This window comes from Plectonema radiosum NIES-515, from assembly GCF_025753815.1.
In the GTDB taxonomy this organism is placed as follows: Bacteria; Cyanobacteriota; Cyanobacteriia; order Cyanobacteriales; family Nostocaceae; genus Hassallia; species Hassallia radiosum_A.
This window is the reverse complement of the sequence record NZ_JAOWRF010000048.1, coordinates 1-10482: the sequence shown is the minus strand read 5'-3', so window position 1 is coordinate 10482 and position 10482 is coordinate 1. Positions and strand designations below refer to the sequence as shown.

Here is a 10482-nt window from a genome sequence, read left to right as displayed (position 1 = left end):
CCCCTTGTCCCCCTAATCCCCGTGTTTCATTTCTTCTTCGCTGCGGCAGAAATAGGTAATTGCAGATTTTGGTTATAAACAAACTCGCTCTTGATTTCGATTTGTTGTTTGGGTAAAGTATCGTTGGGGTTGAGTGAATCTTGGGGAGAAACCCGCAATGTATACTTACCAACAGGAACTCCATCAAGGCGATAAAGACCAAATTGGTCAGTCATCGCAGATAAGGCACGGACACCGACAGAGTTGATGAGTTCAATTCGCACTCTTTCAATAGGCTGACCTGCTACATCGGTGATGCGTCCGGCTACACCGTATTCTGGTCTCAGGGGGAAATCTAATTTAGTGACAGCAGAGGTAGCAACTTGAACGACTGTAGAAGTTTTCGGTACGGAGAGTTCTACAGGTAATTCGTCAGGTTCGAGTTCAACTATATAATTACCTTCAGGCAAGTTGCCGACAAAGAAGTTACCGCTGGAGTCAGTTCTGGCACTACCGACACTTTGGTTGCGTTTATCGTACACGCGGATATTAGAGCCACTTAAATCAAACTTTTTGTTTTCACCTTGTACTACTAAGCGTCCAGCGATCGCTCCGCGATCTTTGCCAATACCGCTATAGTTAGCTGGGGCAACTCGACCCCCGGCAAAAGATAAATCTGATACCAGTGATAAACTCAGGCGATCGTCGCCAAAGCCGCCAAAATTGCCTCTAGTTCTACTTGGGATACCTTGGTATTCAACTCTTGCAAATAAGCCCGGAAGAACCTGCATACTAGCACCTGCAAGTGGTCCTATTTCTCCATCTCTATATGACACTCCTAAGTTCCAACTGAGTGCCCTCAGGTCACTGGGATTATGACCAATACCTATAGAATAACGAGGTGCTAAATTGCCACCAAACTCATTACCAAAAGATAGCTGATAAGTATCACTTAAGTTATAAGTTAAATCAGAAATATATGCATCACCATAAGTATTAAAAGACAATCTTGTTAATCTATTTGGCTGATAGAAAGCATTGAATAAATATCGTCCGTCAAAATCTGGTCTACCGTTTAAAGATAATGTTGAAAAAGGTCGGGCTGAGAAAGTAGGTAAAATGTAACTAGCAGAGCCGCTATCATCTTTGCGATTGCGGGCAAGAAATCCCAAATTGAGAGTATTGCCGAAGCGATATTTTAGTTCCAGACTATGATTAAATAATTGTGTAGAATTTCTAAATAATCTATATCCCTCTGGTAATGATTGAGAATTAGCATTAATTTCCAATCTGTTTAACTGCACATCCAAATCTGCCGAGTAACCAAGTTTATTTGCAGAACTACCAACACTTGCAGATAAAACAACTGGATTTGCCAAACGCCAAATTAAACCAGCTTGACTTTGCAACGCATTGGGAACAGCTTGTAATGAACTTTCAAAAGTTAAATTACTTGAAAGTCCTTGTCGCAATTGATAAAAACCAACTGGTTTACCTTGATTATCATAATTTACATCTCCAAACAAACCATTTTGGACTAAATTTCCGCTAAAACCTAACCCACCTAACTGTACATTACCACCTGCGGGAAGTAACAAATCAGAGGCATTTATTCTGACAGTACGAATTTCGCGGGGTACACGTAAATTGTTGCGATCAAAAATCACAACTTCAATTTCATTGCTTTGACCGACAGGTAAATTAACATCAACAAATTCGTATAATCCGTTAAATCCTACCTGCTGCTGGGCAACTACAGTTCCACCAACTCTTAGTTGTACAAAACTTGCAGGTTCGACTTTACCGCGAAATGTTTGTATAGGTCTAGAGCGTCTTGATAAAAGCTCATTTGCACTATAACTATTACCAAAGCTTTCTTCTGGAAGATTGCTATAACCAAATTGTAAACCCGTTAAATCAATACCATTTAACAGGGGGTGTAAGCCGACTTGTTGCCGTCCTAATTGATAAAGAAATCGACCGCTATGTTTATATAAAAAGTATTCAGAAACGTCTGGTTGGTCAACAAAATTATTATCCAAGCGCAAACGATATGCCCATCCTCCTAGTCTACCACCCAATAGTGAAGAACTACGTAGGCTTGTATCTCCGCCATTAGTATCAATATTCAACTCTTGCCTAAAATTTGAAAGTCCGCTGCTAGGTGCAAAAAATTCTGGTTTTAAATCAGCCGCTCTTGGTCGATATTGTCCAATATTTCCGCGCCAAGGTAAATCTGTAAGTAATGTTAAATCAGCAGTGTTTAAGTCTACATTTATGCTTAATTCATCTTTAAGTGCAGATTTAATAATGTATGTAATACCATTAATTTGCTTTAAAGAATTCGGTTGCAGCTTGACAACTCCTAAAGGAGTCTTTACTTGGGTAGCGGTATCAGTATTTTCTACCTTAAATCCAGCAACTTCTCCAAAGCTTTCTAAAGGAATTAAAAGAGTATTTCCCTCTTGAATGATATCTAAAGTACCAACTTCTCGACCGTTGATAATTACACCAACCAAAAAAGGCTCATCGGGAGATTTGGCTAGCTGAATAGAACCTTTTCCGGTCAGCTTTTCTATTAACGTATTTTTACTGTCATTATTAGTAACATTATTGTTTGCTGCTACCTTTTCTTGGTTAGGAGCATTACCAATATTATTTTCTGGCTTTTTATTATTGTTAGATGTTAAGGAATTAGATGTTTGCTGTGGGATAGAACTAGCTATTTCTTCTGAAGTTTTTGTATCTGGTTTAAGCTGATTATTTAAGGAAGCAGATATAGAAACGCTGATTAGTTCTTGTACAATTGCCAGAATTTTTCCTGTCTGTGCATTTGTGTTAGTCGCTATTTCTTGGGTAAGACTATTAGTGCTGTTATCTTCTGGCTTTTTATTATCTGTAGTTTGTTCAGGAGTAGCGATCGCTATTTCTTCAGAATGTTGATTATCTGATTTTAACGCATCATGAGTAGTATTATTTAGCGAAGCATAAAGAGAAACACTAATTAATTCCTGCACTGCTGAAAGAATTTTACCTATGGTATTTTTTTCAGCAAATTTTTTATTCGATAAACTGCTAATTAGCTTTTGATATTCAGGTTGCTCACCAGAATTAGTATTTGTGTTTGTCGAGGTTGTAGTATTTTGAGGATTTAGATTTTTAGAGGCTGTTACTTCCTCATAAACTGTTGCAATATTAGGTGTAGCTGAACTATTTTCCGGAGAACTTAATGCTGGTGCGGTGCTAGTATTTTCTGTTGTTTGGGAGGCAACTGCTAAAAAACCTTTTGCTTGTTTTTGTTTCTGATTTTGTGCTTGAAAATTCAGAACTACCGACTTTTTATTTTGGGATTTGGTGCAAACTACAGCTTCTGTTGCTTGATTAGAAGCGGCTAGCATTTTCCCTAATAAGTTGTTGACAAGATCGGATTTTTGAGGTTGATTTTGTGGCGATTTACAAACTTGCTTTTGTACTTTTGCTGTACTATTTTGTAGGTAGCTTTTTGTTGCTTGAACAGCGAAAGTTTGTTCTATATCCGATTTATTAGCAACCTGTTCAGGTCTCAACGTGATAAAAATTGGCGGGGGTGTAGGTGGTAAAGCTAGGTAGAGCATACGTAAGCATAAAGGTTGCAATAGCCAGCCCAGATATAGGCTGTGAACTGTATTCAATTAAGGGGGAGATGGGGAGAATTTTTATGAGATATTCCCCTTGTCTTTTTGTCCTCTTGGGTTAAATAGATAAGCAAATTTATTGAGGGGTGTGTCAAATCAACGCACCCTGAAGATTCAAGATTTTTGTAGTGGTGAAAGCTATTTTTTAGAAGCAGTCACAGGCTTAGTTGCAGGCTGTACGTTACCAGTTGCAACCGGAACAGTGAAGGGGATGCCTTTATCAATTGGTGTACCGCTCAAATCGCCATTGAGATCCAAAACGTAATTGCCAGCAGGTAATTTTTTGCTAATGGACAACAACAACTGACGACGATTACTGGGTAAAACTGGAGGTAATTCTAAAGAACCCACGTCTAATACATTGTCTGGAAGTTTTGCTTTTGAATTGTTTGTATTGAGGGGTTTTGTTGCCGAGGCTCCTGGATAGTTGGCAGCACGGTATATTGCATATTGACCTTTCATGCGGACATGGGCATTACCTGTGTTGGAAACATCAAATATTGCCGTTACTTTATCCGGTTTAGCTTGTACATTCACGGAGTTGAGGATACCAACTCGTTTAATTTCTCCTGCATAACCGTAGATAACAACACCCAACCGACCTATGGTAGTAACAGCTTGTGAATCTTCCTTGCCCGAAGGAATTTCTTCTAGATAAAGTACAGCGCGGTGTTCACCAGCAACAGGCTTAACTTTCGGACGAATGGCAAAGCGTATAGTTTGAGAACCACGGGGTGGAATGGTAAATTTAGAGGGGGTGAAGACAATCCACTGATCTAAAGATTGTTCACTAGATTCGGCTTCTTGCACTTGGTTGTTTTCGCTCATCGTCCAAGTACCGATGAAAGCCCTCATTTCTACTGGCTCAGAAGAAAAGTTTTTGATATTAATTGATTGCGATCGCATTTTACCATTTATTTCCACTTCAAAGCGAGGGGGACTAACGCCAATTTCAAGCGCTGTCACATCAGGCATCCCCAAGGCTAATACCCCAATTAAACTTAGCGCTATACTTATACTTTTTTGAAACATTTGAACTTTTAACTTCTTCACACACCAAATAAAAAAACTAAGTTAATACTTGTCGCTATTGGCACACCTCTACGGACAATTGCTGCCTGGATAGTCCACAGTTACCGATATCGTACCCGAATAGGTATTTGATTTAATTGACGATAAATTTTGGAATAGCAATCTCACACCCCCCTGGACTACTGCTGTTTTGGTATTGAAATCCCTGGATATCTCCGCAACTGGCAAAAGCTCTTGTTGAATTTTGCTGTTTGAAATAGTTTGTCCGCTCGAACTTTTCAGTTGTATGTTGTATGAGTGAGTGATCGGTGGTAGATTGCCTGAGGAGTCTAACGGTACCTTTAACTTCCAAAGCTGTGGCAATTGGCGAGTGATGCTGGAATTGTAAGAGAAGCTAGGAGAAGCTAATAACTCTTGCAAATTGTTTGCCGTCCCAGTCGCGTGAACTAAAATTTCCGATGTCTTCAGTTCGGGAATTGTCCGTTCTTGGGTAAACGTTAGCTTGCAGATTTCTGTCGGATCTTGAGGGGGTACTGATTGTGCCAAAACTTGAGGCTGTGGCAAAGCAATAAGCGCCACGACTAGAGCCAAGCAGCGTTTAAGATTGCGTTGGCATCTCATTGTTTAAAAATTGACCTTTTAGTTTTTTTTGCACAAAGTAAAATGTCTGAAAATACATTTGGAATTTGGAATTTTAGATGATAAATTGTTGACTATCAAGTATTGACCATCAACTAGATGCCTAATTCTGAAATACTTGCCTTTTTGCTTTTTCCCAAATTACTTTGTGCTTAATTAATACTGGAAGCAGGCATTTTGCCTGCACCAGCAATGATGACGACTGAATAGTAGTTAGGGAGTTGCTAACGCTTCTACTTTAATCTGACCTCCGCTGTAACTGCCAGCTACAGCTCTAGATACGTCAAATACTAGGTCGGCACCTCCTACTAAAGGATTTAGCTCCTCATCAGGAGTTCCATTGAATCCTCCTGTAGCAGTGGCTGTTTTCAGCGTTACCCTTCTAGTAGTAGCCACTGGGTTTGTTAGTACAGTTCCACCAGTAGTAGTATCGTTTGGAACAGGTTTAACTGTGACAGTAACAGCTTTTCCACTGTTAGACCAAACAGCGAATAACTCCTTAACATTCTTCGTTACCTCTGTTTGGGTTCCCCTAGCAAGATTAGCAGGAGCAATTCTACTAAGAATAGCACTACCATCTGTTGTATTACTTGGGTCGTAATCCTTATCTATCGCACCCAAATCTCCTTGAGAAATCTGCAAGTTAATAGTTTTGAAAGTACGCAAGTAAATTGTTGGTTGAATAGTAACATTAACATCTACATTTTGCTCAACTGCATGAGCAGGTGCTGCAAAAATGGCGCTACCCAAAGCGGCAGCACTAGCAGCTAGAATAGCTAAAACTTTGTTTTTCATGATGTAAAAAATCTCTTTGAGGTGTAGGTAGTGTCAATTGTGAAAATGTTATAAACTCTCGTTTTATCACTCATTCAAACTAATTTGGTTTTGTTAATTACTGTTTGATAGAGATTCCCTGGTAAGTCCGAGAGTGCATTGAGAACTGTCTTATCTACAAAAAACTACTTAACTGTTATGAAATTGTTATACAGTTGTTATAGTAGGAGAATAGGATAAGTACCAGCATTAGTTGTTAGCATTTTGAATTTTCAATTTTCAATTTAGACCTTTTAAACATCACCTCCTTTGTTGGACATGGAAAAATCTGTATTTGGGTATTGTTTAGACCAAATATTTTGGTTGCACAGAGGAATGCATGACTTTTGTTGGATTTATTAGCGAGAATATGTAACTTAATAAACCAACTACAAAAAGAGAGTGATGGCTGGCTTAAACAATAAAAAATTCCTTCTTAGATTATTCTCGGTGGAATTTTTATTAGTTAAATTTGCTGATAATTGTTAAATTCTCCTTGTAACATCTTTACAAGAAGAATTTAACCTGTTTAGCAGAAAGACCACTTCAGTGAGAATATGGAATTGTGAGGAGGTTAATTCCAAATATACTCGGTAATAGCACTTAAGACGTGTTTCGAGTCTAAAGCATTAATAGGAACTTAGATTTCAGTGCCCTTTTTTAAAAGTACTCAGCAACTAAAGTCCCGCTGTTTACAGGTACAAAAACGAAGTTTGCCTAACTCACATCTTCCACCTACCGATGTTAAGGATTTTTAGACCTGTAGAGACGCGATGGTCCGAAGTCTCTACACTCGGACGATCAGGCTTAACTGAACTATATTGCCCGATAACCCGCCCTGAAATAAATTACTAGCTCATAGCGCGCATTCCATTAAAATGGACTGAAAGTATTGTTTAGTAAGCATTTAGTCTTTTTATAAAAGGCATCTCCGGAAAACACAGACGTAGCAATGCTACGTCTAATCAAGGGTTTTGGGTAACGCATAATTAATTTCCACATCGGTTGTCTAAAGTAATAACTAAGAAAAACTAATTACTAATGAAGTAACAAGTATGTTTCAAGCTACTCGTCGCCGTCTCGCCCTTTGGTACACTGCTGTAACTGCGGTACTGCTCCTAGTGTTTGCTAGTGGGGTGTATTTATATGTCCGCAGTACTTTGATTGAGCGGATTGACGATACTTTGAATCATGTGGTGGAAGTAGTAGAGCGATGTCTAACAACAAGTCGTTGTGCGTCTACGCTTGTGATTGAATCGATAAACCCTAATTTAAGTGAGTTCCGGCTGAATGTGGAAGCTAGTTTTGCCAACAATGCGGATACGGTAGAAGATGACCACATCGATTTAGAGTGGTTTAGTCCGACTGGTGAATTAATTTGGTCAACTTTATCTGAACCGCTGAATATTCCTATTCATCTTAACCGCATGGGTGAGACTGTGCGTGTGGTTAGGGGGAGTGGGGGGAGTGGGGGAGAAGGGGGACAAGGGGGACAAGGGGGACAAGGGGGAGAACTGCCGTACAGACGTTCCAGTGGAACGTCTCTACCTAACCCCCCGATGTTGCTGCGGCAAGTTACGCAACGGGTGGAAGTAGGACGGCAGGTGTTGGGATATCTGCGTGTTAGTCATCCTTGGTTTGAAGTTACTAAACCGAGTCGTCAGTTGATTTTTGATTTGGCATGGGGTACTGGGTTGATGGTGCTTTCGGTGGGTGCTAGTGGTTGGTTTCTTTCTGGTAAAGCAATGGAACCAGTGGGTGAGTCTTATCAACGTTTGAAACAATTTACGGCTGATGCTTCTCACGAACTAAGAAGTCCGATCGCTTTAATTCAAACTAATGTGCAAGTTGCTCTCAATGATTTGGAATGGAGAGATGCAAATCCTACTTCTTTACATTATCAAAAACAATTAAAAATAGTAGAACGCTTAACGCAGCGTTTGGGGAAGTTAGTCAACGATCTACTATTTCTCGCAAGACAAGATAGTGGCATTAGCAAAGATGTTTTTTCACCTTGTCCCCTTGATGCTTTGCTGATGGAAGTGATTGAAGAACAACATCTACTAGCTGCGGAAAAAAACATCACCTTAACTTTAAACTTGATTGACCCTCCAGGTACGGAAATTAACCTTGAATTGCTCGATAATTGGTTTACACTTGTTGGTGAGTGGGGTCAACTAGTGCGATTGTTTACAAATTTGATTGGCAATGCTTTAAGGTATACGCCATCTGGTGGACGGGTAAATGTGGAATTGACGCGGATTGAGGCAATAAATCCGGTTTCTCGGCTACGTCACAGCACGGCTTTGCAAATTAAGGTGAGTGATACGGGGATTGGTATTCCCAGCGAGGCTTTACCTTGTTTGTTCGATCGCTTTTATCGAGTAGATCCAGCACGTACCCACAATACAGCAAATAAAAAACTCGAAAGTGCCACCGGTTCGGGTTTGGGACTAGCGATCGCTCAAGCTATTGTCCAAACCCATCAAGGTCAAATTCACGTTGAAAGCACTCAAGGCATTGGCACTACCTTCACTGTGATTTTACCAATCATTCTTGAGTCTTAGTTTTTTAACAAGCAGCTGAGAAAGATTTGCCCTTTTTAGAAAAGGTGATGGTAAAAGGGGGTTTGGCAGATATCTTCGATGCTAGAGATATCACAGAAGTTGCATTCCGGGTGATGCGCGATTTGATGACTACGGAAGCTGCCGATCGCGTTGAAGCTGAATTGCACAAACCAGCCGAAAAAAGTGATGATAAATCGCTACAAATAGAAATTGCAGATTTGTGGCACGATACAAATCCGATTGTCGGGTTTTTAAGTCGGGTACGTCCACCTTGGCAAGGTCCTGGCATCTTTAAGATTGATAGCGATCGCTTTCTATTTCGGGTAGCTAATGAAGGTGGAATGCCACCAAATGCCGACCGCGAAAAGGTAGTTATGGCAATATTTTCTGCCACTAAAGACGAATTATCACAAGAACGAATTCAGGAAATTGCTAGCTGGTTGCCTGATGTAGTTCGCAAAATGTGGGAAGAAGCGTAAATCAAATATAAAGTTAGGAGGTGGGAATTTTCAGCAATTCTTACCTCTTAATTTTCCGTCCAACTATAACTAATGATAGATTTACTTTTGACTGAAGGTAGAAATAATAATAGGGTTGTTTTGATTTGTTCACCTCATAGCTAGAGGTAAGATTTATGATTGATTAGCTAATATGAAAATATTCATATTTTTTAAGATATTAAAGTCTAAATAGATATTGATTACGGAGAATAAAAATGAAAAAACATCAAAACAACTTACGCAACTCGGCTAAATTGCTAGGCAGTATTTTTGGCGGACTGCTTATTGGTTTGCCAGCAATTCCACATGCGGCGATCGCACAACAATCTACTCCCAAAATTAACCCCTGTCCGAAAATTTTCTACGAAGAACCACACAACAATCGAGTTATGGTTCCTCAAGGATGCCCACCTAATGCTTTCACTCAAAAAATGGGAGTTCAAGGGCAAACTCCGATTCGCAATAACACCTCTGTTAACCCAACACCGGAAGAAACAACTATGGGTGTAGGCGGTGAAATGCAAGATGAAACTAGCACTTTATGGCAGAATTACAATTATAATAGCCAGTCGTCGATCAGGCGATCGCCACAAGGCATGAACAATTCATCTGGTGCTGTGAACAACTCCACCATACAACAAAGCCAAAATTCCGTAATTCAAACATCATTGCCACAACCCGCTGTCGCAATGGTAATGCCCATGAGTGGCAAAGTAGGTGTCCGTTTGGTAAATCAGACAGCCGCACCTATTAGCTACCAAGTAATTGGCGATACAGCACCCCGAACCCTGGAAGGGAAATCTGAGGTGATGCTGCAAGGTTTACGTACTCCTGTAACGGTTACTTTCTACCGTCAGGATAAGGGACTGTTGATGGTGACACCACAAGGATCTTCTCAAGAAGGTATGTTGCAACTTTCATTCAAGGAAACAACTGACGTGAAGATGGATAAAAGTGCAATGAGAATTGATGAAGATGGTGCTGTGTTCTTGAATTAGAATACGTCTTAGTCGCGAATGGTGCGATCGCTTCTTGATGTCATAAGAAATATGCGGGAAGTTGGGAAACCGCGTCTATAAGTGAGCGCGGAGGAACGACGACTCGTGCGAATTTATTCGCCTACCGCCTTTAAGCCTTAGAATATCCTTGTCAAATACATAGCTTTCGCTATATACTGTAAATATGTAGAAAGCAGTGTTGATGTACTTGACTCAGAAAAACCAAATACGCGATCTTAGCAAGACCGAGTTCTTGGCTCTGAGAGAGTTGTGTCGATTG

The 10482-nt window shown here is 40.1% G+C and carries 7 protein-coding genes; 3 read left to right on the top strand and 4 right to left on the bottom strand.

Translation table 11 applies throughout. From position 1 onward, the window contains the following. Positions 1–26: 26 nt before the first annotated feature. The 4 genes from OGM63_RS03455 to OGM63_RS03440 all read right to left on the bottom strand — a co-directional run bounded on the left by OGM63_RS03455 (position 27) and on the right by OGM63_RS03440 (position 6119). A complete protein-coding gene (locus OGM63_RS03455) occupies positions 27–3593 on the bottom strand; it encodes a carboxypeptidase regulatory-like domain-containing protein (protein ID WP_263744111.1) in 3567 nt (1188 codons plus the stop codon). A 198-nt stretch (positions 3594–3791) separates the two neighbouring features. Further along, on the bottom strand, positions 3792–4685 hold the full coding sequence (locus tag OGM63_RS03450) for a fimbrial biogenesis chaperone (protein WP_263744110.1): 894 nt from the start codon (positions 4683–4685) through the stop codon (positions 3792–3794). 69 nt (positions 4686–4754) lie between these two features. Then, the gene (locus OGM63_RS03445; RefSeq protein WP_263744109.1) at positions 4755–5264 is read right to left on the bottom strand and encodes a hypothetical protein; all 510 of its coding nucleotides are present in this window, start codon (positions 5262–5264) and stop codon (positions 4755–4757) included. A gap of 273 nt (positions 5265–5537) precedes the next feature. Beyond that, a complete protein-coding gene (locus OGM63_RS03440; RefSeq protein WP_263744108.1) occupies positions 5538–6119 on the bottom strand; it encodes a hypothetical protein in 582 nt (193 codons plus the stop codon). 1073 nt (positions 6120–7192) lie between these two features. Here OGM63_RS03440 and OGM63_RS03435 point away from each other — a divergent pair. The 3 genes from OGM63_RS03435 (at position 7193) to OGM63_RS03425 (ending at position 10202) form a co-directional block, all read left to right on the top strand. Beyond that, on the top strand, positions 7193–8704 hold the full coding sequence (locus OGM63_RS03435; RefSeq protein WP_263744107.1) for a sensor histidine kinase: 1512 nt from the start codon (positions 7193–7195) through the stop codon (positions 8702–8704). 26 nt (positions 8705–8730) lie between these two features. Further along, a complete protein-coding gene (locus OGM63_RS03430; RefSeq protein ID WP_263744106.1) occupies positions 8731–9183 on the top strand; it encodes a DUF2267 domain-containing protein in 453 nt (150 codons plus the stop codon). A 236-nt stretch (positions 9184–9419) separates the two neighbouring features. Then, positions 9420–10202, top strand: coding sequence for a hypothetical protein (locus OGM63_RS03425; RefSeq protein ID WP_263744105.1), 783 nt, complete (start codon positions 9420–9422; stop codon positions 10200–10202). Positions 10203–10482 lie beyond the last annotated feature (280 nt).

Bases quoted from the DNA above. Each gene is read 5' to 3' on its own strand.
- OGM63_RS03425 (WP_263744105.1), top strand. From the start codon at position 9,420: ATGAAAAAACATCAAAACAACTTACGCAACTCGGCTAAATTGCTAGGC.
- OGM63_RS03455 (WP_263744111.1), bottom strand. From the start codon at position 3,593: ATGCTCTACCTAGCTTTACCACCTACACCCCCGCCAATTTTTATCACG.
- OGM63_RS03435 (WP_263744107.1), top strand. From the start codon at position 7,193: ATGTTTCAAGCTACTCGTCGCCGTCTCGCCCTTTGGTACACTGCTGTA.
- OGM63_RS03440 (WP_263744108.1), bottom strand. From the start codon at position 6,119: ATGAAAAACAAAGTTTTAGCTATTCTAGCTGCTAGTGCTGCCGCTTTG.
- OGM63_RS03450 (WP_263744110.1), bottom strand. From the start codon at position 4,685: ATGTTTCAAAAAAGTATAAGTATAGCGCTAAGTTTAATTGGGGTATTA.